General features: G+C 62.1%; 20 protein-coding genes and 1 pseudogene. 10 read left to right on the forward strand and 11 right to left on the reverse strand.

From position 1 onward, the window contains the following. Positions 1-96 precede the first annotated feature (96 nt). The 3 genes from X750_RS144510 to X750_RS144505 all read right to left on the reverse strand — a co-directional run bounded on the left by X750_RS144510 (position 97) and on the right by X750_RS144505 (position 3,362). Complete coding sequence (locus X750_RS144510) at positions 97-738, reverse strand: hypothetical protein (RefSeq protein ID WP_023702102.1); 642 nt, start codon at positions 736-738, stop codon at positions 97-99. Positions 739-1,193: 455 nt separating this feature from the next. Then, positions 1,194-2,174, reverse strand: a complete 981-nt coding sequence (gene ftsZ, locus X750_RS0133300; protein WP_031193049.1) for a cell division protein FtsZ — start codon at positions 2,172-2,174, stop codon at positions 1,194-1,196. A gap of 318 nt (positions 2,175-2,492) precedes the next feature. Continuing rightward, a complete protein-coding gene (locus X750_RS144505) occupies positions 2,493-3,362 on the reverse strand; it encodes a LysR family transcriptional regulator (protein WP_023748088.1) in 870 nt (289 codons plus the stop codon). A 492-nt stretch (positions 3,363-3,854) separates the two neighbouring features. Here X750_RS144505 and X750_RS144500 point away from each other — a divergent pair, with 492 nt between their 5' ends. Further along, a complete protein-coding gene (locus tag X750_RS144500; protein WP_245271886.1) occupies positions 3,855-4,991 on the forward strand; it encodes a DUF930 domain-containing protein in 1,137 nt (378 codons plus the stop codon). Positions 4,992-5,064: 73 nt separating this feature from the next. On the opposite strand, the gene X750_RS144495 is transcribed toward X750_RS144500, so the two are convergent. The 6 genes from X750_RS144495 to X750_RS144470 all read right to left on the reverse strand — a co-directional run bounded on the left by X750_RS144495 (position 5,065) and on the right by X750_RS144470 (position 11,654). Beyond that, positions 5,065-5,808: a ribonuclease activity regulator RraA gene (locus X750_RS144495; protein ID WP_023712169.1), complete on the reverse strand. Its 744-nt coding sequence runs from the start codon at positions 5,806-5,808 to the stop codon at positions 5,065-5,067. A 23-nt stretch (positions 5,809-5,831) separates the two neighbouring features. Continuing rightward, positions 5,832-6,995: a mandelate racemase/muconate lactonizing enzyme family protein gene (locus tag X750_RS144490; protein ID WP_023748090.1), complete on the reverse strand. Its 1,164-nt coding sequence runs from the start codon at positions 6,993-6,995 to the stop codon at positions 5,832-5,834. Between the two features lie 31 nt (positions 6,996-7,026). Then, the gene (locus X750_RS144485; RefSeq protein ID WP_023748091.1) at positions 7,027-8,124 is read right to left on the reverse strand and encodes an ABC transporter ATP-binding protein; all 1,098 of its coding nucleotides are present in this window, start codon (positions 8,122-8,124) and stop codon (positions 7,027-7,029) included. A 124-nt stretch (positions 8,125-8,248) separates the two neighbouring features. Next, a complete protein-coding gene (locus X750_RS144480) occupies positions 8,249-9,139 on the reverse strand; it encodes a carbohydrate ABC transporter permease (protein ID WP_023714612.1) in 891 nt (296 codons plus the stop codon). Beyond that, positions 9,136-10,095 (reverse strand): sugar ABC transporter permease, encoded by a 960-nt coding sequence (locus X750_RS144475; RefSeq protein ID WP_023748092.1) that lies wholly within the window; start codon positions 10,093-10,095, stop codon positions 9,136-9,138. The genes X750_RS144480 and X750_RS144475 overlap by 4 nt, the downstream gene beginning before the upstream one ends. Positions 10,096-10,175: 80 nt before the next feature. After that, complete coding sequence (locus X750_RS144470; protein WP_031243165.1) at positions 10,176-11,654, reverse strand: sugar ABC transporter substrate-binding protein; 1,479 nt, start codon at positions 11,652-11,654, stop codon at positions 10,176-10,178. 206 nt (positions 11,655-11,860) lie between these two features. On the opposite strand from X750_RS144470, the gene X750_RS144465 reads away from it, so the two are divergent. From X750_RS144465 to X750_RS144445, 5 genes are read left to right on the forward strand one after another with little or no spacing between them, the layout of a single operon-like run. Continuing rightward, positions 11,861-12,571 (forward strand): GntR family transcriptional regulator, encoded by a 711-nt coding sequence (locus X750_RS144465; protein WP_023748094.1) that lies wholly within the window; start codon positions 11,861-11,863, stop codon positions 12,569-12,571. A 53-nt stretch (positions 12,572-12,624) separates the two neighbouring features. Further along, positions 12,625-13,791: a mandelate racemase/muconate lactonizing enzyme family protein gene (locus tag X750_RS144460; protein ID WP_023748095.1), complete on the forward strand. Its 1,167-nt coding sequence runs from the start codon at positions 12,625-12,627 to the stop codon at positions 13,789-13,791. Positions 13,792-13,847: 56 nt separating this feature from the next. After that, positions 13,848-15,206, forward strand: coding sequence for a mandelate racemase/muconate lactonizing enzyme family protein (locus tag X750_RS144455; protein ID WP_023748096.1), 1,359 nt, complete (start codon positions 13,848-13,850; stop codon positions 15,204-15,206). 47 nt (positions 15,207-15,253) lie between these two features. Continuing rightward, positions 15,254-15,580: an NIPSNAP family protein gene (locus X750_RS144450; RefSeq protein ID WP_023748097.1), complete on the forward strand. Its 327-nt coding sequence runs from the start codon at positions 15,254-15,256 to the stop codon at positions 15,578-15,580. Between the two features lie 8 nt (positions 15,581-15,588). After that, positions 15,589-16,791, forward strand: coding sequence for a mandelate racemase/muconate lactonizing enzyme family protein (locus tag X750_RS144445; RefSeq protein WP_023748098.1), 1,203 nt, complete (start codon positions 15,589-15,591; stop codon positions 16,789-16,791). Between the two features lie 74 nt (positions 16,792-16,865). Here X750_RS144445 and X750_RS144440 read toward each other — a convergent pair whose 3' ends face one another. After that, positions 16,866-17,504, reverse strand: coding sequence for a MarR family winged helix-turn-helix transcriptional regulator (locus tag X750_RS144440; RefSeq protein ID WP_023704652.1), 639 nt, complete (start codon positions 17,502-17,504; stop codon positions 16,866-16,868). Positions 17,505-17,741: 237 nt separating this feature from the next. Between X750_RS144440 and X750_RS1000000167080 the strand changes: the two are divergent. From X750_RS1000000167080 to X750_RS144435, 3 genes and pseudogenes are all read left to right on the forward strand, one after another. Continuing rightward, positions 17,742-18,386, forward strand: a pseudogene (locus X750_RS1000000167080) (MFS transporter); the annotation flags it as partial. Positions 18,387-18,468: 82 nt separating this feature from the next. Further along, positions 18,469-19,227 carry an MFS transporter gene (locus X750_RS1000000167085; protein ID WP_245271887.1) on the forward strand — a complete coding sequence of 253 codons (759 nt, stop codon included), beginning with the start codon at positions 18,469-18,471 and terminating at the stop codon, positions 19,225-19,227. 68 nt (positions 19,228-19,295) lie between these two features. Beyond that, positions 19,296-20,132 (forward strand): amidohydrolase, encoded by an 837-nt coding sequence (locus X750_RS144435; protein WP_023748099.1) that lies wholly within the window; start codon positions 19,296-19,298, stop codon positions 20,130-20,132. Positions 20,133-20,181: 49 nt separating this feature from the next. Here the strand turns inward: X750_RS144435 and X750_RS144430 are convergent, their stop codons facing one another. Further along, complete coding sequence (locus tag X750_RS144430) at positions 20,182-20,967, reverse strand: glucose 1-dehydrogenase (protein WP_023681201.1); 786 nt, start codon at positions 20,965-20,967, stop codon at positions 20,182-20,184. An 83-nt stretch (positions 20,968-21,050) separates the two neighbouring features. On the opposite strand from X750_RS144430, the gene uxuA reads away from it, so the two are divergent. Then, complete coding sequence (uxuA, locus tag X750_RS144425; RefSeq protein ID WP_023704654.1) at positions 21,051-22,235, forward strand: mannonate dehydratase; 1,185 nt, start codon at positions 21,051-21,053, stop codon at positions 22,233-22,235. The last annotated feature ends 180 nt before the right edge of the window (positions 22,236-22,415 follow it).

Genomic DNA, 22,415 nt, shown 5'->3' on the forward strand with positions numbered 1-22,415 from the left:
GCGAACAGCCCGCGAGGAGCGTGGAGCATTGGTCGTCAATGAGACTGGAATTGCCATGCCGGTGGCGTTCAGACAAACACCACATTCATTACCCGCTCAAAGCACGCTCTTCTCAGAACCATAGGGTTTGGCAATGCGGACCATGCCTTTCGTCCGGAGGCGCTGGTATAAATAGAAAATCGTCATCAAGCCGATTGCTGTTCCAGCGCCAAGACACAGCGCGAGCAATAGTTCTGCACCGACACGAAACGCAAGCAGAGTAACGCCCGCCGCAGCGACGATGGCATTTATGAATGCGATCATAGTCGCTGCAGTGGTCAGGTACGCCAGGAGAGGCCCAGTACGAAGAGAAGGTTCGGCGTCATTTTCGGGCCAGCGACCGAATTCCTTGGAAAACTGGAAGGCAGCCTCGTCGCCCAAAGTTCGATAGTAGGCTCTGATCCGGGCAATGCCGATATGGGCCTGCATGTTCTCAGCGGCGATGTCGACCAACCTCAAGACGGTAAAGGCACCCAGTAAAAAGACCGATGGCAGCACAACCGCGACAAACGGCAGGAAGAACTCGGAGGACTGCGTAACAAAGCCCGTTGCCACCAGAGCGCTCGACAGAGACATAATGTAGATGGTCGTTCGCGACGCCATTTCACTTATAGACGTGCTGATCGCTGTCTGCTGCACGAAATGCTCTGTCGTCAGGGCCGCGAGAAACGAAGCATCGGGTGTCGGCGTGTCAGCCATGGAGTATGCTCCTGTCGGGTAGACCTGAGTTTTTCTTCGATATAGTGCTTGCGAGGCTGGCCGCCACTGGATGCTCCCGACGTCTGACCCATGCCGGTTTTATTGTGCCATATCCAGCGAGCCCGCATCACCGATCAAAAAGGGCCGATCATGTGGTCAGCAGATGCTGGCCATATCGCAGGCGAAATGTCTGCCGTGTTCAATCTGTATGGCCTCCTGTTGGGGATCCGGGTCGATGCGCATTCGCGGCGCGGTTGCAGTTGGGAGCGGTTCTGCGGCGGCGCTGATGCGAGTTCGCGCATTCGTGGCAGCGGCCTCGAAACGAATTCGGTCCCTAGGCCGGCAACGCGAATTCACCCGCAAGTTCAATGGTGCGGGCTTGCGGGCCGACTTTTCGGTGGCGAAGCCCATGACCACGGTCCACCAGACTCATAAATCAGCAGCCCGGATCCTGCCTACTGCGGTATCGCCAGGCCCTGCCGCAATCCTGTCGCCACGACTGAGACCCTGAATTTTCCGGCGAGTGCCCGGTCGAATATGGCGCCGACGATGATGTCGGCGTCGGCGTCGACCTCCTCGCGGATACGGGTGGCGGCCTCATCGACTTCGAACAGCGTCATGTCCATGCCGCCCGAGATCGAGACCAGGACGCCCTTGGCGCCGATCATCGAGGCTTCGTCGAGAAGCGGGTTTGCTATCGCCGCCTCGGCGGCTTTCCTGGCGCGGTCCTCGCCCGTGGCTTCCCCGGTACCCATCATCGCGCGGCCCATGTCGCGCATCACCGACTTCACGTCGGCGAAGTCGAGATTGATCAGCCCCTCCTTGACGATGAGATCGGTTATGCAGCCGACGCCGGAATAAAGGACGCGATCAGCCATGGCGAAGGCGTCCGCGAAAGTCGTCTTTGCGTCGGCGATCCTGAAGAGGTTCTGGTTCGGAATAACGATCACGGTATCGGCGCATTCGCGAAGCTGCTCGATGCCCTCTTCGGCGGCTTGCATGCGGCGCTTCCCTTCGAAGGTGAACGGCTTGGTGACGACGGCCACGGTCAGGATGCCGGCTGCCCGTGCAGCGTTCGCTATGACGGGCGCGGCACCGGTTCCAGTTCCGCCTCCCATGCCGGCGGTCACGAAGCACATATGGGTTCCCGCAAGGTGGTCCCTGATCTCGTCGATCGATTCCTCGGCTGCCGCGCGGCCGACCGCCGGCAGGGACCCGGCGCCCAAGCCTTCCGTGACATGGGCGCCCAGCTGGATCAGCCGCGATGCTTTCGACATGGTCAGTGCCTGGGCATCGGTATTGGCGACGATGAACTCCGCACCCTGCAAATTTTCGGCAATCATGTTGTTGACCGCGTTGCCGCCGCCACCGCCGACACCGATAACGGTTATCTTCGGCCGCATTTCCGAGATGACGGGCCTTGCCGCGGTGCTCATCGTCTTGTCTCCTTGGAATTGATCGATAAAAAAGTTCCCGGAACGCGCCGCTTGAACACGCCAGGTGCAAGAATCACGTTCTATCGCCTTGGCACAGGGAATCAGAGGGTGAACTTTGCGGCAAGACAAGATGTGGGACTTGTACCATATACGCCTGAACGAGCCGACCTTTTGGACGAGTCTCCAGCCAATTTCCGGAATTGGCCCGGCTTCTGGCCAGCGAAAATCCACAATCCGGGATCCAACCCCTTCAAGCTTCACGCGCCCGCCTCACGCGCCAGAACCTTGAGAATCTGGCGGCCGATCGACGCCTGACGCTTAGCGGATCGGCATCTTGCCGCGAAACAACGGCTGATGGGCCCGCATCAGAGCGGCAATCCGGTCGGCAATCTTTCGTACTGGCGGGGAGTGGCGTTCCTCATGATGGGTGACGATCCACTGGTCGGTTTCGAGTTCGGGGATAGGCTGAGCGACGCGAACCAGCCGCGGATCGCTGTCGCCGACGAAACACGGAAACACGGAAAGGCCGGCGCCCGCGGCCACAAGTTCTCGCACCGAATGGGTGTTGTTGCCTCGCACGCCGATGCGGTCGCCGTGATGGGCTTGCAGCCAACGCGCCGAGGCGACGTTTGCTCCTTCGCCGGTGACGCCGACGAACAAGCCGGCAGCGATGCCGTTGATCAGGTGGCGTCCGGAATAAATGGCATACGCGACCTTGCCGCTCTGGCGGCCGGCCAGCCACTGTTCGGTTGGACGCTCGCTGCGGATGCCGATATCGGCGGCGCGGCGACCGATGTCGACCCGGTCGGTGGTGGTGACGAGTTCCACCCTGATGCCGTCATCGACCGTCCAGATTTCGCCGATATGGGCCGAAACGAAGGCCGAGGTCCAAGGCCCGGCCGAGACGCGGACAATGCGGTCGGGGAGGTTTCCCTCGCGCCAGCGGGTCAGCGACTGCATTGCTGCTTCGACGTCTTCGGCGCGCCGCAGCAGTTCTTCACCGACCGGGGTTAGCCGGTAGCCGGTCTGCTGCCGTACGAACAGCGCTTCGCCGATCTGCTTTTCGAGCGCGGTGACGCGTCGTCCGAGTGTGGCTGCGCTGAGGCGCGTGGTTGCCGTAGCCGCGCTCAGGCCACCCAGCCGCGCAACGTCGAGAAACAACCTCAGATCGTCCCAGCCAATATCCATTTTGCAGAAATGAAAAACTCCTTGCGGCCGTGGCTGTAGCGCGAAGCGGCCATCACGCGCAAGTATGCAGCCGTTGGAGGCGCTGGAAATTCCTGCCCTGGTGGGACAATGACAGGCACCTCGGTTGGCCAGGAAGTCAGTCCAATCCTTTGATCGTGCATACGCTTTGCGCGATTGCTTTGCGTTTTCGACCAACTCAAGAGCGTGAGGTATTTCGCTCTCAAGGAGACGATCATGTTGCATGAACTTCGACACCGTTTCGCCCGCTGGCTTGCCTATCGCCAGACGCTTGCGAGCTTGAGGCGGCTTCCAGACAGCATATTGGCGGATGCGGGCCTTTCTCGCGAAGAGCTCCGCGAGCGCGCCCGCGACGCCAGCCTGCGTCGCTGAGATTGGAGGCGGGCATGCAGAGAATGGAGCCGGCGGCGAGAAGCAATCAGGCGTCGTCTCCTCACTGCTGAGCTGCGGCTAGAATGCGCCAATACGGCCGCCATGCTTGATGCGGCCGCAGTTTCGCTCCACATCGTGAGGATGAAGACCGATATATCCGAGCGGCGGCGGACTTTGCTGTGGGCCTTGCCCGCATCGCTGGTCCTGCATGCGCTCATCACCGCGTTCCTGGTCTATGGCCTGCCCGTTCCTGCCCAGCAGCCGCAGGAGGAGCAAGCGGTGAACGTCGCGCTCGTGCCGCCGCCCGAACCGCCAAAGCCGAAACCCGCTCCCGCGCCGCGTCCACCGCAACCCGAAAAGCCGCCGGAGCAGAAGGTTGAAAAGCCGGCACCGGAAAAGCTGCCGCCAATCGAGGTCCTGAAGCCTGTTTTTCAGTTCGGCGACAAAGACACTGGCCCCAAAAAATCCTTAAATGGAGGCAGCGCTCAAGACAATGTGCCATCGCCGGCCAAGGATAACGAGCCACAGTCGGCTGTTGCGCCAAAGGATGCGGAGAGTAAACCCGCCCCAGCGCCAGACGCCGGAGAGCCGACAGAGTCAGCCAAGACTAATGAGAAGCCGGAAGCGGACAAACAGGAGGCTGCGACCCCACCCTCTGACAAACAGGCATCCGCGGCCGCAATGCCTTTGGCTGCCCCTGGGGACGACGGTGAGATCGAGCTTCCCGCGTCGGCTCAGGCGCCTCGGACCAAACCCGAAAACGTGCCGAAACCCCGCCCCGCAAAGGCTACGAAGTCAGGACGCGGAATCACCGAAGAGCCAAACTCCACGGACGTGGCCGCGGCTACACCGCGGCCATATTCGGGCCTTCCGGGCGTTCGCAAACTCTTTTCGCAAGGCGCCACCGGTGATGTGTTCGCAACGAACTCGATGGCCGACGTGCCTCGCGATCAACGGGCCGCCAGACTTTGCGCCAGCGTTCTGGAGCAAGAGTTGAACGACGCCTCTTATTCTCCCCAATTGATCCCAAGCATTCCGCTTAAGGCCGGCAATGTTCTTGACGCCCCCGACACCGCTTTCCGGACGGCAACGACATGGTACCATCTGAGCTTCCGATGCGGTATCGACATCAATGCGACGCGGGTCACGTCGTTCGCCTTCCGTGTCGGAGCCGCCGCCTCGCCCGACGAAAGCGCCTTTCTTGATCGGGACGTTCGTCGGCGGCGCGGTCCCGGCTGAGACGGCTTCCCAGTAGTCTGTCGGGGCGCACATCAAGTTTCACCGCACATATGGATCGTCTTGAATGCCTGCTTCAATCCGCCGGGCGATTGGCTTTGCGCCACTCCTCATATTCGCCGCGGGCATCGTCATGCAGCGGATAGTATCGCTGCAGCGGTGCGCCCTGCATCAGCTTCTCTCGCGAGAACTCTTCCCAATCGTGATGCTTCTGGGATTCCTCGATCACCTTTGCGGCCATTGCGACGGGAAGCACAACCGCCCCGTCGTCGTCCGCCACTATGATGTCGCCGGGGATCACTGTGACACCGCCGCAGGCGATCGGAACGTTGACGGCGTTCGGATAGATGCTGGTTTGCACATGGTAGTTGGGCGTCCAGCCGCGCAGCCATAGGGGCAGATCGAGCTTCTCGACATTGGGCCGGTCGCGCATGCAGCCGTCGATGACGATGCCCGCGCCGCCTCTGCCCTTGAAATAGGTCGACATCATATCGCCGAAGACGCCCGAGCTCATGTCACCGCGCGCGTCGACGACGACCACATCGCCTTCCTGCGCGTGATAGAGCACGTGCCGGTGCAGTTGCGTTTCCGGGTCGGCGTATTCTCCCTCGCTGAAGAGGTCCGGCCGCTGCGGCAGGAACTGCAGCGTCAGCGCCGGCCCGACGATCGACTTCCCATGGTTCTGCGCCACCGGACCGACCATGTGAGGATTGCGGAAACCCATATGGCCAAGCGTGCCGGCGACCGTCGCGGCGCCGATTTCCCTCAGGGCGTCAATGAGGTCTTTGGGCGGTCGCGTGATGTCAGGGATATGCGTCATCGTGGACTCCGGTTGAGATGGAACTACCAGTTCGTAACAGACCCGTCCCGGCGCCTGAGGTGAGGCGCTTCCCAGAAACGAAAAGCCTCCGCCTGGACCGCCGCTTCGTTGACCTCGACGCCGAGGCCCGGCAGGTCGCTGACCGGATAGTCGGCACCGTCGAGCCGTGGCTGCACGGGGAAGAAGTCGGAATTGTCGAAGCCCAGCTTCGTCTCGGGTTCCCTGGTCTCGAGCCACGCGAAGTTGGGTACGGCGGCGGCGAGATGCAGGGTCGCGGCCGTGCACACCGGACCAAGCGGATTGTGCGGCATCAGGTCGACATAGTGCGCCTCGCTCCAGCCGGCGACTTTCATCGCCTCGGTGAGCCCGCCCACATTGCAGACATCGAGACGGTTGAACTGATGGATGCCGCGCTCGATGTAGGGCAGGAACTGCCACTTGCTGGCAAATTCCTCGCCGATGGCAAAGGGAATGTCGGTCATCCTGCGCAGGGATTCGTAGGCTTCAGGTGTCTCGTCGCGGATCGGCTCCTCGAGAAAATCAAGCACGCCGCGGCCGAGCTTGTTGCAGAAGCTCGCCGCCTCTGCCACCGACAGCCGATGATGATAGTCGATGCCGAGGACGACGTCGTCGCCCAGCGCCTCGCGCGCCTTCTTCAGCATGCTTGCGGTAGCGCCGATCGACTCGCGGGGTTCGAAGATGTCCCTGCTGCTTTGCCCTGCGGGGAAGAAGCGGATCGCCTGCCACCCCCGTGCGCGCAGCTCCCGGGCTCGTTCGACGGCGGCATCGCCCTCGGCCTCGTCTCCGGTCGAGGCGAAGGTGGGGATGCGATCGCGCTGCTTGCCGCCCAGCAGTTCGTAGACCGGCACCCCCAGCGCCTTGCCCTTGATGTCGTGCAGGGCGATGTCGATGGCGGAGATCGCCGCCTGCAGAACGCGCCCGCCTTCGAAGTACTGGCTGCGATATGCCTCCTGCCAGATCCGCCCGATCTGCGTAGGATCGCGGCCGATGAGAAATTCGCGATAATGCTCGACCGCGCCGGCAACGGCCTTTTCGCGCCCGCTCAAGCCGCTCTCGCCCCAGCCGAAGACGCCTTGGTCGGTCTCGATCTTGACGAGCATCTGATTACGCGTTCCAACCCATACAGGATAGGGTTTGATCGCGGTGATCTTAAGCTTTTCAGTCATCCCCAACGTTCCCAATGAACCCCGTCTTGTCTCAGCCGGCCTTGAGGGCCAGTTCAGTTTCGCCATCGAACAGATGCAGCCGCTCCTGGTCGAACTCGAGCCAGATCTGCTCGTCAGGTGCGACGGCGATGTTGGGGGACACGCTGATGTTGACGATGGCGCCTGACAGCAACGCCTGCACGAAGGTGACGTCTCCGGTCGGCTCCACTGTATAGGCCCTGGCCGGGACGCTGCCTGGCACCGCGCTCTTGTGGAGCCTGATGGTCGAGTGACGTGCGCCGAGCACGACTTTCCTCGACGTTGCCTTCGCAACCTTCCGGACGTTGAGCGGCGAGAGCTCAAGGCTCCAGCCCTCCGCGCCGGTCAACGCAGTGTTGCCGTTTGCTGTCGATGCCTCCAGTGGAACAAGGCTCATCGCCGGGCTGCCGATGAAGCTGGCGACGAACATGTTCACCGGATGGGCAAAGACCTGCGCCGGAGAATCGTATTGCAACAGGTAGCCGCCGTTCATCACCGCCATCTTGTCGGCCATGGTCACGGCTTCGAGCTGGTCGTGCGTGACATAGATGATGGTCGCCTTGAGGTCCTGGTGGAAGCGCTTGATCTCCGAGCGCATCTGGACGCGCAGTTTGGCGTCGAGGTTGGAGAGCGGCTCGTCCATGAGGAAAACGGCAGGGTCGCGGACGAGGGCGCGCCCCAAGGCGACACGTTGCTGCTGCCCGCCTGAAAGTTCGCGCGGCTTGCGCTCGAGCAGGTGCGTCATGTCGAGCACGCGCGCCGCTTCCTTGACCTTCCTGTCGATCTCGTCCCTGGGCAGCTTGCGCATCTGCAGCGGGAACGCCAGGTTCTTGTAGACCGATTTCTGCGGGTAGAGCGCGTAGTTCTGGAACACCATCGCGATGTCCCGGTCCTTGGGGTCGAGGTCGTTGACCACGCGGTCGCCGATGACGATGTCGCCCGATGTGACCGGGATCAATCCCGCGACAAGATTGAGCGTGGTTGTCTTGCCGCAGCCCGAAGGGCCGACGAGCGCAACGAACTCGCCGTCATTGACCGTCAGCGAAACGTCGTTGACAGCCTTGAAGCCGCCATAGGTCTTGACGAGATCTCTCAGGACCACGTGGGCCATCGGCAACTCCCTACGGCATGATGCCGAAAAGTGTGAAGCGGTTTTCGGACGACATCATGCTCTATCTCTTTGATTTAGAGGCGGATTCAGATTTCAGGTCGAACAGACCTGAAATCATCCGGCTCTAGTGTTTGACCGCGCCTTCTGTAAGGGCGCGTACGAAGTATCGTTGCAGGAGGAGGAACAGCACCACGACGGGCACGCTCATCATGAAGCTGGCCGCCATCAGGCCCGGAAAGTCCGTCGTATTCTCCGAGAAGAAACGCTGTATGCCGACCGGCAGGGTCAACTGCTCGTTCTTGGAAAGGAAGGTGTAGGCATAGATGTACTCGTTCCAGGCGCCAATGAAGGAATAGATCGCGGTGGCGATGATACCGGGCGTCGACAGAGGCATCACGATCAGGATGAAGGCCTGGAACCGGGTCGCCCCATCGATCCGCGCCGCCTGCTCGAGCTGCACCGGAATGTTGTCGTAAAAGCCCTTGAGCAGCCAGATCGCCAGCGGCAGGCCGAAGGTGAGATAGGTGAGAATGAGCGAGCCATGCGTGTTCACCAGCCCGATCGCGCGCATCAGGATGAAGAGCGGCACGAGAAAGATCACCGCCGGGAACATGTTGCGCAAAAGCACGGTGAAGAACAGGAAGTTTCGACCGGGGAAACGAAAGCGCGAAAAGGCGTAGGCCGCAGGAACGGCCACGATCACCGAAAGGATTGTGGTGACCGTCGACACGTAGAGGCTGTTCCAGAAAAAACGCAGGAAGTCCTGACCGACGCTGTTTTGCGGATCGAGCAGCTTCTGGTAGCTGGCCAGGGTAGGCTCTTCCGGCCACCATTGCGGCGGGAACTGCATCGCCGCGAAGCCGGACTTGATCGAGGTGATCAGCATCCAGATCATCGGCAACGCGGTGTAAAGCAGCATGAACACGAGGAAGATGCGCCCGGCCCAACGCCATCCGTCGATGCGCATGCGGCGCCGGGCCGGACGTCGAGGGACTGTCTCGACGATCGTGCTCATGCGCTCCCCTCTTTGCGCTCGTTGCCGGCCAGCGCACGGACGTAGAAGTAGCCCAGCACCATCAGCATGAGGAACAGGAGTACCGAATAGGCCGATGCGACGCCCCATCGCTGCCGGCCGAAGGCGAGCTCATAAATGTGGGTGATCCAGATGTGCGAAGCGTTCGACGGCCCGCCACCGGTCATGATCCACGGGATGATGAAGGAATTGAAATTGGCCACTGCGAGCAGCAGGATCGTCACCGTCGAGACGTTGCGCAGATGCTGGAAGGTGACGTGCCAGAAACGCTGCCATGCATTGGCCCCGTCGACTTCCGCGGCGCGCAGCAACTGGTCGGGGACCGTCTGCAAACCGGCCATCATCATGATCATGGCAAACGGAAACTCGCGCCAGATATTGACGACGATCAAGGAGGGCAGCACCGTGCTGACGTTGTCGATGAAGTTCGGCGGCCGGTCAGCCAATCCGAGGCCGACCAGCACCGCGCCGATGATGCCGAAGTCCGAATGGTAGATCCACTTCCAGATATAGGAGGCGGCAACCGCGCTGATGACCCAGGGAATGATCAGGATAGCGCGCAGGACACCCCGGCCGATAAACTCGCGGTGGAGGGCCAGCGCGGCGGCAAATCCCAAGGCAAAGGCAACGAAGGTAGATGCGATCGTCCAGATCAGGGTGTTCAAGGTGACTTTCCAGAACACCTGACTGGTGAGGATGGCCGTGTAGTTGTCCAATCCGATGAAGGTCTTGTCGCGGAGCTGCAGGCCAGGCGGCGTCTTAAAGAACGACAGCTCGACCGTGTAGTAGATCGGATAGGCGATGACGATGAGCATCACGGCGATCGCTGGAAGCACGTATGCGTAGTCGGCGCGATGCTCCCAGATATTCCGCAGCATGCCGGAGCTACCGGGTTGCAATCTTCGGCGAGCCTCGGCCTTGCCGGTCACGATCGTCACGATGGCGTGCCCTTGTTGTTAGGAGCAAACCGGCTGCACGCATGTCGGCACAGCCGGTCGGATCGCAGGTCAGGCCCGGACTAGAGTCCGTCCATCAGGTTTTTCACCTTCTCGGCCGCATCGTCGGCAGCCTGGTCGACGGTCATCGCTCCGGTCAGGGCGTTCTGCAGCATGTCCGGGACGATGATATTCATGATCTCGGGCGATTGCGGCAGCGCCGGGAACGGAATGCCGTATGGCAACATCGAGGTGGTGACATCGAGGAACTTGATGTTGTCCAGACGTTCCTTCATCCATTTGGTCTTGAAGCCGTTGAGGTTGCCCGGGTTCGAGCCGGCATACGCCATCTTCAACGACCATTCAGGGCTCGTCCACATGCAGATGATGGCCTTTGCGGCCGGCTCGTCCACCTTGCCGCCCTCGACATATTCGGGCTTCAGGATGTGAATGTTCGAGCCACCAAACACGACGGCCCGCTTGCCGTCGGGGCCGGTCGGAATCAGGCCATAGCGCATGTTGTCGATGACAGTCTGCGCCTTGTCCTTGTCGGCGCCCGTTGCCTTCTTCTGCAGGTCGAGCATGACGTTATAGTCGGACGGGTGCGAGACCATCATGCCGAGTTGGCCGGCGACGAACAGGGGCTGGTTATCGGCCTGCTGGTTGGTGAGGGCCGAAACCGGAACCGACTTGTCGCGAACATACATGTCGTAGGAGGCTTGCAACGCCGCCTTGCTCTGCGGGCTATTGAGCTCGACCTCCTTATAGGTCGGGTTCGCGGAGGCTTCGTCGAAGACACCGCCGCCATAGGCCCATAGCTGCGGCATGAAGCGGTACGGCGTGTTGCCGGCGTTCTTTCGCGCCACGAGGCCGTAGCCGGCAATGCCGAGCTTGTCATGGATCTGCTTGGAATATTTGACGACGTCGTCCCAGGTCGCCGGAGCCTTGTCCGGATCGAGGCCCGCACGCTTGAAAATGTCGGCGTTCCAGATGAACGCCATCGTCTCATTGTTGGTGGGAATGCCGTAGGTCACGCCATCCCAGGTTACCGCCTTCATGGCGCCGGGCCAGAAATCCTCTGTGGGATAGCCCACATCTTCCGGCTTGAGCGGCTGCAGATAACCCTTCGAGGCGAACTCGGTTCCGCCCAGGATTTGCAGGCGGACCGCCATCGGCGCGGCGTTGCCCAGCAGCGCCGTGCGGAATTTGTCGAGAAGGTCGTTGTAGGTGAGGGCCTGATCCTCGAGCTGGATGTTCGGATAGGTCTTGCGGAACGTCTCGAAGAAATCCTTGTAGTACTGACGCAGCAGGTCGGGGTCGCCCTCGAACACGCCCTGATACCAGAACGTCAGTCGCCCCTTGTAGTCGAGCGGGGTGACCTTGCCGCAATCGGCGGCCGTGTCGAAATTCTGTGTGCCGGCGATGGAGCGCACATACTCCGGCGACCACTTGCTCAAATCGACCGGCGGCGCACCCAATGCCGATCCCGACATCAGCGACGCCATCAAAGCAGTGGCTACAGTGCCGCGCAGGACGGCACCGCCGAGTGTAATCCTCGTCATAGTATCCTCCCAGATTCTCCCATGCCGCTATGCGCCAAGGGGCTCGTCCGACCGTGCGGGATGCGTCCTTCTGCTCAATGTATCCCTTCGATCATCTGGTACGTTTTCAGATCGTGGATTGCCTGTCAACGCACCCGATCGTACATTGTTTGCGAAACCCGTGTATGATATCGGGCTAAATGATGTACTAATCGGGGGAGCCGGCTTTGGCCGAAACAAGCGATTTCAAAGCAGAGCCACCCGCGGGGATTGATCCCATCGCGGCGTCCAGCGAGGGCGCCTCGCTTTATGAGCTGATCCGGGAAGACATCATCGAGGGACGGCTCGCCGCCAACGAACGGCTTGTGGTCACCGATCTCGCCCGGCGTCACGGCACCTCGACCAACCCCGTACGCGAGGCGCTGCAGCTGTTGCGAGGGGAGGGCTTCGTCACCTTTGTCGCCAACCGTGGCGCCCGCGTCCGACCCATCGATCAGGATTTCGTCCGGGATATCTACGAGATCGGAGTCCTAATCGAGCCGGCCCTGACGCGATGGTTCGTGAACATGGCGACCAGCGAGGACATCGCCGAACTCGAACGCATCCAGGCTCTGATCGAAGAGAACAACTTCACCGACACATTGCGGCACAGTGAACTGGATACCGCCTTCCACACCGTAATGTACCAGCGTCACTACAACCGCCATGCCGCCGAGCTTTGGTGGAAGCATCGCGAAGTGCTGCGGGCCGTGAGCCGCCGTTTCAATTTCACGCTCGCGCGGCGGGCCGCCATCATGCGTGAACACCGCGAGCTCATCGCGCATATCAAAGCGGGAAATGCCGACGAGGCCGCCGAACTCATTGCCCGCCATGTCGAGGGCTCCGGCCGGCACGTTCTCGAACAGATGCGTGCGCGCAATGCCGCTCGGGCCGGATAGAATTCCAGCCCAGAACATCATTGGTCCAGCCATCAGACAGAGGTAGTTGAGAGATGAAAATCACGAGCGTTCGGCCGTGGCTGATCAAGTCCGATGCTTCCTATTGGGGAGAGTTCCTGTTCGTCGAGGTGACGACCGACGAAGGGGTGAGTGGCTGGGGGGAAATCACCACCACCACAAGGCTCGCCAACCGCGCGCTCTGCACGATCCTGCGGCAGATCGGTGTTGCCGTCACAGGCGAGGATCCGGCGCGCATCGAGCATCTCTGGCACAAGATTTTCCGCAGCTTCACCTATATGGGCAGCCGCGGCGCCGCTGTCGAATGCGTGAGCGCTATCGACATAGCGCTCTGGGACATTCGCGGCAAAGTTCTCGGCAAGCCGATCTACGAGCTGCTGGGCGGTCCGGTACGCGATGAAATCGCGCTCTATACCCACCCCAACCAGGCCAAGTTTACCAGCAAGGAGGCTGTGGTCCGCGAAATTCGAGACATCGTCGAATCCGGACACACCGGGCTGAAGTTCGATCCTTTCCCCCACCAGGGTCGCACCGCCGATGGCGTGGCGCGCGAACAGCGGGACGGCTACCTGGATGGCAGCATGACCCGCAAGGACGAGCGCGAGGCCGCCGAACTCACGGCCCTGATCCGCGAAACGGCGGGGCCCGATGTCGACATTCTGATCGATGCGCATGGCCGCTTCGATGTGCCCACCGCCATTCGCCTCTGCCGGAGCCTCGAGGAAGCCGGCCAGATCGACTGGTTCGAGGAGCCTTGCCCGCCCGAGAGCCTCAATGCCCTCAAGCAGGTGCGTGAGAAGGTCAGCGCCGCCATCTCGTGGGGCGAGCGCGGCCACACCAAGTGGGATTTCGTGCCCGTGCTCGAGAACAGGCTTGCGGACTACATCATGCCGGACGTTACCTGGACCGGCGGCATTACCGAACTGAAGAAGATTTCCGCCCTGTGCGAAGCCTACTATATCCCGGTCTCGCCCCATGACGCCGCGGGACCGATCAACGTGGTTGCGGGAGCGCAGGTGATGATGACGGTTCCCAACTTCTACAAGCTCGAAACGTCGGAGTGGAACCTCGATAAATACAATCACCTGATCGACAGACCGCTCGAGGTTTCGAACGGCAGTCTCAAGCTCACGTCGAAGCCGGGCCTGGGCGTCGAGATGAACCGCGACTACCTGCAGGCCCACGAGATAGAGCTTGGCTAGCAACGCTTGTGCCGGCCGGGCGTGCGGGGCGCCACCAATCAGAACGAGGATCAGCCATGGCAAAGACGGGTAGCGCCGGCGAGGCGCTCAATCGGGCAAATACGAACTCCAGGCCGAGCGACCTGCGCATCACCGACCTGCGCGTCGCCGAGATCGTCGGCGCACCGTTCACCTCCGCGCTGATCAAGATCTACACCAACCAGGGCATTGTCGGCCTGGGCGAAGTGCGCGACGGCGCCAGCGCGACCTATGCGCTGATGCTGAAGAGCCGGTTGCTGGGCGAGAACCCTTGCGACGTCGACCGGCTGTTCCGGCGCATCAAGCAATTTGGTGGCCATGGACGGCAAGGTGGCGGCGTCTCGGCAGTCGAGATCGCGCTTTGGGACCTCGCCGGCAAGGCGTACGGCGTGCCGATCTACCAGATGCTGGGCGGGCGGTTTCGCGACAAGGTGCGTGTCTATTGCGACACCGATGCGGACAAGCCCAGCGGCACGGAGACCGGAAAGCGGCTCAAGGCGCGGATGGATCTCGGTTTCACCTTCCTCAAGATGGACCTCGGGCTGGCGCAGATCTCCCATATCCCGGGCGCAGTGGTGGCGCCGGCCGGCGTGCTCGACGGTTTCCGCAGCCATGCCGCTCGCGGCCCGGCACGCACGCTGGACGAGCGCCGGGCGCGCAACGCCGCCTATGATGCGCAGAACGTGCCGCATCCCTTCACCGGCCTCCATTTCACCGAAAAGGGCCTCGACCTGCTCGATCGATATATCCACGAGGTCCGCGAGGTGATCGGCTACGAGGTCCCGCTCGCCATCGACCATGTCGGCCACATCTCGCTGCAGGACGGCATCCGTCTGGCCCGGCGGATCGAGAAATACGCACCGGCCTGGCTCGAGGACGTGATCCCCTGGCAGTACACCGAGCAGTATCGGCAGTTGCAGCAGGCGACCTCGGTGCCGATCTGCACGGGTGAGGACATCTACCTCAAGGAAGGCTTCGAGCCGCTGCTCAACGCCGGCATCTCGGTCATCCATCCGGATCTGCTGACCACCGGCGGCATTCTCGAGACCAAGAAGATCGGCGACGCGGCGCAGGAGCATGGCGTCGCCATGGCCATTCACATGGCGGAAAGCCCGATCGCGGCAATGGCCGCCGCGCATGTCGCGGTGGCGACGGAAAACTTCATGGCGCTCGAATATCACAGCGTCGAAGTCGACTGGTGGGACGATATCGTCACCGGCCTGCCCAAGCCGCTGGTCAAGGACGGCTTCATCACCGTGCCCGACAAGCCTGGTCTGGGCATCGACGACATCGTCGACGAAGTGATCAGCCAGCACCTGCAGCCCGGCGTCACCGGCATCTGGCAACCGACCGATCACTGGGACGACGAATATTCCTGGGACCGCACCTGGAGCTGACTCTACACTTCTCTCCTCGGAGGGAGAGGTGAACAGAAGGATGGACCATGATCTACGAACTTCGCATTTACGACTGCGTGCCGGGCCAGCTGCCGGCGCTGCTCAAGCGTTTCAACGACCATACCTTGGCGCTGTGGGATAGACACGGCATCCGCCAAGCCGGGTTCTTCACCACGGTGGTCGGCGAAAACAGCAATCGACTGACCTATTTCGTCGCCTGGGAATCCCTTGCCGAACGCGAAGTGAGATGGAAGGCCTTCACCACCGATCCGGCATGGCTCAAGGTCCGCGACGAGTCCGAGCGCGATGGCCCGATCCTGGCCAATATTTCCAGCCAGTTTCTCGCGCCAACCGCCTTCTCGTCGGTGAAATAGAGGACATCATGAAGATCACCGATCTCAGGTGCGCCGTCATCGGCAGGCACCCCATCGTGCGCATCGTTACCGACGAGGGCCTGTATGGCCTCGGCGAGGTCGAGTACACCAAGCCTTATCTGAAACCTTGGGTGCTGCATTTCCGCGACGCGCTGATCGGCGAGGACCCGACCGATGTGGAACGTTGCATGCTGAAGATCCGCCAGCGCGGCTCGTTCAAGCCCTACGGCGCCGCCGTCAGCGCCATCGAGCACGCGCTGTGGGACATCGCCGGCAAGGCCGCCGGCGTCCCGGTCTACAAGCTGCTCGGCGGCAAGGTGCGCGACAAGGTGCGGGTCTACAACGGCTCCATCCGCAAGAAGCGCACCGGCGACAGGCCGGAGGATTACGCGGCCGACGTCAAATGGATGATGGAGCGGCCGGAAGGTTTCTTCATGGTCAAGCAGGGCATCTCCTTCCATTCCAACATGAAGACCACCGTGCCCGACTTCCACTACGGCGTGCGCCAGCCGCCGACCTATCACGGCGCGATGGACCAGGGGCAGATCAGCGAGCGCGGCATGGCGCATATGATCGACTGCGTCATCGCCATGAAGGAGGTGCTCGGCGACAAGGTCTCGCTGGCGCTGGATTGCGGCCCCGGCTGGTTCCTGCCGGACGCCATCCGCTTCGCGCAGGCGGTGGAAAAATACAATCTGATGTGGCTGGAGGACATGTTGACCGGCGACTACGTGCCGTGGGTCAATCCGCAGGCCTACCGCGAACTCACCACATCGACGTCCACCCCCATCCACACCGGCGAGCAGATCTACCTGCGCCATAACTTCAAGGAACTGATCGAGACCCAGGCGGTCCGTGTCATCGGTCCGGACCCCGCCGATATCGGCGGCATCGCCGAGCTCAAATGGGTGGCGGAACACGCCTATATGCACTCCATCATGATGGCGCCGCACGGCACGGCGAACGGCCTGCTGGGCCTCGGCGCGCTGATCAATGTCTGCGCCACGCTGCCGGCCAACTACATCGCCTTCGAATATCCCAGCGCCTCCGACCCGTGGTGGGAGGACATCGTCATCGGCCTGCCCAAGGGGCAGATCGTGAAGGACTCCATGATCGACCTGCTCGAAGCGCCGGGACTGGGTGTCGACATCGATGCCGAAGCAGCGAAGAAGTACCTTGCGGAAGAGGACGCCGGTTTCTTCGACCGATAACGATCCGACGCGACCTGAGCGGCAAGGGCTATCGAAGGGCTCGCATACATGGGTTAGCGTCCACGCGGTGCCGCCTATTTCGTTTCGGGCAGCATCTCGTCCATCAACTGCTTGACGGCGTCGGCAGATCTTTTCATCCCGGTTTCGTCCATGGTCCAACCGGCGAAGCGTTCCAGCAAGGTGGCGAACGTTACCAGGTCCTGCTCATCCCATTGTGCCAGTGAGCCGGCGAAAATCCGCCATTTGGTCTGGCGCACCGCCGCCACCAAGCGCTCGCCCTTGGCGGTGAGTTTGAGGCAGATGCGCCGGGCATCGCGTTGCGATGCGACACGGCACGCATAGCCGCGCTCGACGAGGTCGGCAGAGATGCGGCTGGCGCGCGACGGGTCGATCTCGAGGCGCTCGGCGATGACGCCAACCGTCACCTCGTCCTGCTGGTTATCGCTGAAAACCGGATTGTTCGCGATGGCGCCGATCGCATCGAGATGGCTCACTTCCAGCGAAGGGTCTACGCGCGCCAGGATCATGCGGCCGAAGTTGCGGCGCTGGATAGAGCGACGCACCTTGCTCATTACCGCATCGATGGCGGCCACGGCCTCGGCCGCCGGTTCGGACAGGCCGCTGCCGCGCGCCAGATCGGCGAGATCCCGGTCGCCGCGCGTCTGGAACAGGGCTGGAAATCGGTCCGGACTGCCGGATGCGTTGCTGCTCATCCCATAGCGCGTTAGCAAGATTATATGTAGATGTCAATTATATGCTACGCGCACATATCTGGTTGACACCTCCTGGTTGCGGGCACATAAATCGCGCCCCAAGTTACGGAGACACCGATGACTGTCGAGCAGACGCTGCCGGATGCGCGGCCCGTGGAGGCCCAAGCCAGGCCCGACCTTACGACCTTGATCGTCTATTTCGGCGCGTTGGTCGCCATGTTCATGGCCACCATCGACATGCAGATCGTCGTCACCGCCTTGCCCACCATTGCCGGCGAACTCGGCAATCTGCATTTGTTTGGCTGGGTCGGTGCCGCCTACCTGCTCTCGACCGCCGCGGTCTCGCCATTCTACGGCAAGCTTGGCGACATGTATGGCCGCAAGAATGTCGTGCTGACGGCGATCGGCTTGTTCCTGGTGGGCTCGCTGGTCTGCGGCATGGCTTGGTCGATGGAGAGCCTGATCGCCGCGCGCGTGCTGCAGGGCATCGGCGGTGGCGGCTTGATGGTCTCGGCCTTCGCCATGATCGGCGAACTGTTTTCGCCGCGCGACCGCGCGAAATACCAGGGCTACAGTTCGGCGGTGTTCGCGCTGTCATCAGTGCTCGGCCCGTTGGCCGGCGGCTACATCACCGGCCTGTTCGGCTGGCGCTGGGTGTTCCTGGTCAATCTGCCGATAGGGATCATCGTGCTGGCTGTGCTGGCCTTCGCCATGCGCAGCCGGTTCAACGAAAAACGGCACCGCATCGACTATCTCGGCGGCGCGCTGCTCGCCACCGGCACGACGGCGATTGTTTATTGGGGCTACCACGTGCTCGACCCCAGCGGACCGGACCTCATCACCTTCGCGCTGCCGCTGCTGGCACTAGGCGCCATCACCTTGTTCGTCATGGTCGAGCGGCGGGCCGAAGAGCCGATCGTACCTCTGCGGCTGTTCGGCAATTCGACGGTCAGCATCGTCNGTCATGGTCGAGCGGCGGGCCGAAGAGCCGATCGTACCTCTGCGGCTGTTCGGCAATTCGACGGTCAGCATCGTCTCGGGCGTGTCGCTGGTCGCCGGAACGGTGACGCTGGGCATGTTCTTCTATTTCGCCCTCTACATGCAGACGCTGACGGGTCTCAGCCCGGCCGAAGTCGGCTTCCTGTTCCTGCCGGCGTCGCTGACATCGATGGTCATCTCGATCGTGGCCGGGCGGGTGATCGCGGCAACCGGCCGCTACAAATGGATGCCGGTGGTCGCCATGGGTATTGGCGGGTTTCTGATGCTGGGCTTCGTCCTCACCAACCAGCACACGTCGATCTGGGTGCTGGCGACGATGATGGCAGTGTTCGGCATCAGCATGGGTCTGCAGTTCCAGGTGCTGATCGTGGCGATCCAGGCGGCAGCACCGCTGCAGGATATCGGCGCGGTGACATCGCTGATCACCCAGGCGCGGACGCTCGGAGCATCGCTCGGACTGGCGCTGAACGGCGCGGTGATGATCTGGGCGCTGAACCGGCAGACAGCCGAGCTTCCTGCAGACGCCGCCGCCCTGCTGCCGGGTGGCCTGAACGGGTTGACGCCGCACCTCGCATCGAGCCTGCCGGGCGCGATCCGCGAAGTGGTGCTCGACCATTACTCCAGTGGCTTCAACGTGATGTTCATCTGGGTGGCGGCGCTCTATTTCGTGGCCATGGGGCTGACGCTGCTGCTCGAGGACAAAGAGATCCCGAAGCGGGGCTGAGCCAGAGTATGTCCATGCGCTGGGTTTAGGCATTTGGCGATGATCTGAAATCACCGAGGAGGACAGCCATGATCATCGACACTCATCTGCACCTGATCGACCTGTCGGCGCTGCGCTATCCCTGGCTCAGCCGCGAGCCGGCGCTCAACCGCCATTTCCCGCACGCAGAATATGCGATCCAGGCCCGCCGCGCCGGCATCGAGGTCGCGCTGCATATGGAGGTCGACGTCGATGAAGCCGACATCCAGGCCGAGACCAGCCATGTGAAGGCGCAGTCGCTGGAAAAGGGCACGCTGTTGCGCGGGGCGATCGCCTCCTGCCGTCCGGAGGAGGCCGGCTTCGCCGCCTATCTCGAGCGCCAGCAAGCCGATCCCTTCGTCAAGGGGTTCCGCCGCGTGCTGCATGTCATGCCGGACGAGCTTTCGGACAGCGCGCTGTTTCGCGAAAACATCAAGCGGCTTGCCGGCACAGGCCTGACCTTCGACTTCGTCGTCCTGCCGCATCAGATTCCAAGGGCGGTTGCGCTCGCCGATCTGGCGCCGGATGTGCAGTTCGTGCTCGACCATTGCGGCGTGCCCGACATCAAGGCCAGTGCGGAACATCCGTGGCGCGAGCATATGAGTGAGATCGCGCGGCGTCCCAATGTCATCGGCAAGATCTCCGGCGTCGTCGCCTATGCCGATGCCGGCTCATGGACAGTCGAGACCTTGCGCCCCTATGTCGAGCACACGATCGGCTGCTTCGGCTGGGACCGCGTCGTGTGGGGCAGCGACTGGCCGGTGTGCACGCTTGGCGGTGGCCTTGCGACCTGGGTGGCGGCGACGCATGCGTTGATCGCTGGAGCAAGTCCTGAGGAGAGAACGAAACTGCTGTCGGGCAATGCCAAGCGGATGTGGAAGCTGTAGCGCGGTCGGACACCGATTGCCTGCAAGCGCGCAGAACGCCATGATAGCGCTACTTCACGCCAATACCTGCCGTCAGGCCGCCATCGATCCTGTAGTCCGCGCCGGTGCAGAAACCGGCCTTCGACGAGCACAGGAAGGCGATGAGTTCCGCCACTTCCTCCGGTTCGCCGATACGGCCGAGCGGATGCGCCGCGCCGAAGCGCTTGTAGGCCTCTTCGACATCGGCATCGCTGCCGCCGTCACCGCGCGCAGCCTTCTCCAGGATCGGCGTGCGGATCGAGCCCGGGCTGACCGAATTGACGCGGATGCCTGATGCCGCGTAGTCGAGCGCCAGCGAGCGCGTCAGCGTGTGGATGGCGCCCTTGGTCGTGGCATAGGCGGCGACGTTCTGCTGGCAGGCAAAGCCCTGCACCGAGGCGACGTTGACGATGGCGCCGCCTCCGCGCTTGATCATTTCCGGAATGCCGAAATGCGCGGTCAGGTAGATCGAGCCGACATTGACCGTCATCGTTCGGTTCCAGGTTTCCCAGTCGGTGGTCGTCGCCGTGCCATAGGGATGGACGGCGGCTGAATTGACGATGACATCAAGGCCGCCGAACCTTGCGACGCCAGCCGCCACCGCGTCGCGCACCTGGTCGGAGATGGACACATCGGTTTCGATGACCAGCACCGCAGCTCCAGCGCTTTCCAGTTGCGCTTTCATCGCCGCATTGGCGCTGCGGTCGATGCCGCAGGCGATTATTGCGGCGCCACCGGCCGCAAGGCGTCTGGCGGTTGCCAGGCCAATGCCGGTCGTCCCCGTCACCAGGGCGACCTTGCCGTCGAAATCCATCATTTCTAAAAACTCTTCCATTTTCTATCGACTCCCATCGAGGTCCAACAATAAGTTGCCAACCTCTCGCAGAAGGAAAGCCGAAAATGGAACAATGCTGGCGCTGGTATGGGCCCGATGATCCGGTGACGCTCGATCATGTCAAGCAGGCGGGCGCCACCGGCGTGGTCTCGGCGCTCCACCATATCTATGACGGCCGGGCGTGGCCTGAGGCCGAAGTGCTGGAGCGCAAGCGCATTATCCAGGAAGCAGGACTGACCTGGTCGGTCGTCGAGAGCATTCCGGTCCACAATTCCTTCAAGATCGGCGCGCAGGAACGCGAGCGCTATGCCGGCTATTACCGCGATTCGATCCGCGCGCTGGCCAAGGCCGGCATCGCCACGATCTGCTACAATTTCATGCCGGTGGTGGACTGGACCCGCACCGATCTAGCCTGCCGTCTGCCGACGACAGGCTACGCCCTGCGTTTTGATGCCGTTGATTTCGCCGCCTACGATCTGTTCGTGCTGAAGCGCAAGAACGGAGCTGACAGCTACACGCCGGCGCGTATTGCGCAGGCGGAAGCGCGGCTGAAGGAATTGCCGCCCGAGAAGATCGACCAGATCGAGCGCAATCTGATCGCCGGCCTGCCGGCTACAGAGCGCAAGTATGACCGCGACAGTTTTCGCGAGGCGCTTGCGGACTATGACGGGATCGGGCCGAAGGAGTTGCGCGACAACCTCGCGTGGTTCCTGCGCGAGATCATTCCGGTGGCGGAAGAGGAGGGGGTGCGCATGTGTATCCACCCCGACGATCCGCCGTTTTCGCTCTACGGCCTGCCGCGCGTCGTTTCGACCGCCGAGGATGCGCGTTTCATTCTCAATGCCGTCGACAGCCAGGCCAATGGGCTGACGTTCTGCACCGGGTCCTACGGCACGCGCGCCGACAACGACATCGTCGCCATGGTCAAGGAATTCGCCGACCGCATCCACTTCGCCCATTTGCGCAACATCACCATCGAGGATGACGGCTCGTTCTACGAGGCCGAGCATCTCGAAGGCGGCACCGACATGGCGCATGTCATCCTGGCGCTGATGCAGGAGGAGGCGCGCCGCCGCAAGGAGGGCCGCGCCGACTGGCAAATCCCGATGCGGCCGGACCATGGCCACCTGCTCGCCGACGATATCGGCAAGACAAGGATCAATCCCGGCTACTCGCTGATCGGCCGCCTGAAGGGCTTGGCCGAATTGCGCGGCATCATGCGGGCCGTGGAAACGTTTGGGCTGGCTTGAAGGGGCAACGACTGCGTTCAATGCCGACGCCGGCTCAGCGTGCGTCGCTGTAGATAATGCGGCCGGCGCGGACGCAAGACACCTCCGATTGCCAGGTTGACAGAAAGCTGACAATGTATCATATCCGAAAAAGCTGACTATGTATCATATTATCTAGCGCTAGGAGAAAGACCGGCAAAG

The organism is Mesorhizobium sp. LNJC391B00 (genome assembly GCF_000502535.1).
Classification (GTDB): Bacteria; Pseudomonadota; Alphaproteobacteria; order Rhizobiales; family Rhizobiaceae; genus Mesorhizobium.

Bases quoted from the DNA above. Each gene is read 5' to 3' on its own strand.
- X750_RS144510 (WP_023702102.1), bottom strand. From the start codon at position 738: ATGGCTGACACGCCGACACCCGATGCTTCGTTTCTCGCGGCCCTGACG.
- ftsZ (WP_031193049.1), bottom strand. From the start codon at position 2,174: ATGAGCACCGCGGCAAGGCCCGTCATCTCGGAAATGCGGCCGAAGATA.
- X750_RS144505 (WP_023748088.1), bottom strand. From the start codon at position 3,362: ATGGATATTGGCTGGGACGATCTGAGGTTGTTTCTCGACGTTGCGCGG.
- X750_RS144500 (WP_245271886.1), top strand. From the start codon at position 3,855: ATGCTTGATGCGGCCGCAGTTTCGCTCCACATCGTGAGGATGAAGACC.
- X750_RS144495 (WP_023712169.1), bottom strand. From the start codon at position 5,808: ATGACGCATATCCCTGACATCACGCGACCGCCCAAAGACCTCATTGAC.
- X750_RS144490 (WP_023748090.1), bottom strand. From the start codon at position 6,995: ATGACTGAAAAGCTTAAGATCACCGCGATCAAACCCTATCCTGTATGG.
- X750_RS144485 (WP_023748091.1), bottom strand. From the start codon at position 8,124: ATGGCCCACGTGGTCCTGAGAGATCTCGTCAAGACCTATGGCGGCTTC.
- X750_RS144480 (WP_023714612.1), bottom strand. From the start codon at position 9,139: ATGAGCACGATCGTCGAGACAGTCCCTCGACGTCCGGCCCGGCGCCGC.
- X750_RS144470 (WP_031243165.1), bottom strand. From the start codon at position 11,654: ATGACGAGGATTACACTCGGCGGTGCCGTCCTGCGCGGCACTGTAGCC.
- X750_RS144460 (WP_023748095.1), top strand. From the start codon at position 12,625: ATGAAAATCACGAGCGTTCGGCCGTGGCTGATCAAGTCCGATGCTTCC.
- X750_RS144455 (WP_023748096.1), top strand. From the start codon at position 13,848: ATGGCAAAGACGGGTAGCGCCGGCGAGGCGCTCAATCGGGCAAATACG.
- X750_RS144450 (WP_023748097.1), top strand. From the start codon at position 15,254: ATGATCTACGAACTTCGCATTTACGACTGCGTGCCGGGCCAGCTGCCG.
- X750_RS144445 (WP_023748098.1), top strand. From the start codon at position 15,589: ATGAAGATCACCGATCTCAGGTGCGCCGTCATCGGCAGGCACCCCATC.
- X750_RS144440 (WP_023704652.1), bottom strand. From the start codon at position 17,504: ATGAGCAGCAACGCATCCGGCAGTCCGGACCGATTTCCAGCCCTGTTC.
- X750_RS1000000167085 (WP_245271887.1), top strand. From the start codon at position 18,469: ATGGTCGAGCGGCGGGCCGAAGAGCCGATCGTACCTCTGCGGCTGTTC.
- X750_RS144435 (WP_023748099.1), top strand. From the start codon at position 19,296: ATGATCATCGACACTCATCTGCACCTGATCGACCTGTCGGCGCTGCGC.
- X750_RS144430 (WP_023681201.1), bottom strand. From the start codon at position 20,967: ATGATGGATTTCGACGGCAAGGTCGCCCTGGTGACGGGGACGACCGGC.
- uxuA (WP_023704654.1), top strand. From the start codon at position 21,051: ATGGAACAATGCTGGCGCTGGTATGGGCCCGATGATCCGGTGACGCTC.